At 42.0% G+C, this 421-nt stretch carries 1 pseudogene; it reads left to right on the forward strand.

The window, feature by feature from the left end:
* Nucleotides 1–180 precede the first annotated feature (180 nt).
* Nucleotides 181–421: pseudogene (locus BHE18_RS00635) on the forward strand (PTS transporter subunit EIIC); the annotation flags it as partial.

Here is a 421-nt window from a genome sequence, read left to right on the forward strand (position 1 = left end):
TATTGTTGTATTACATATTGCTCTTTGTATCTGTTGGGTATTGCTTTATTTCATGTGATCAGTTAGATTCTTGGTGTTCTTGTGATATCTGTGTGTTATTAGTTTGCGTGTCTTCTTTGTGTGTTGTTTTTTTTGTTTTTGTGTTATATTTTGGTTTTTGTCTGTTGTTTTTTTTTTTTTTATTTATGGCCGCCGGTGCAAGACGGGATCGATGCAGCGGGTGCTTGGATTTTAAACGCCGGCATGTTTGGGGTCGGTTCTTATGGATTCTTAAACCGTCTGTTATTACCGACCGGTTTGCATCATGTGATTAACACAGTCGTATGGTTCGATTTCGGGACGTTCACCGATGCCAACGGCGAAGTAGTTCGCGGGGAAATCAACCGCTTCCTAAAAGGTGACCCGACAGCTGGGCCGTTCC

Origin of the sequence: Rossellomorea aquimaris (assembly GCF_001877785.1) — a bacterium.
Lineage (GTDB): Bacteria > Bacillota > Bacilli > Bacillales > Bacillaceae_B > Rossellomorea > Rossellomorea aquimaris_A.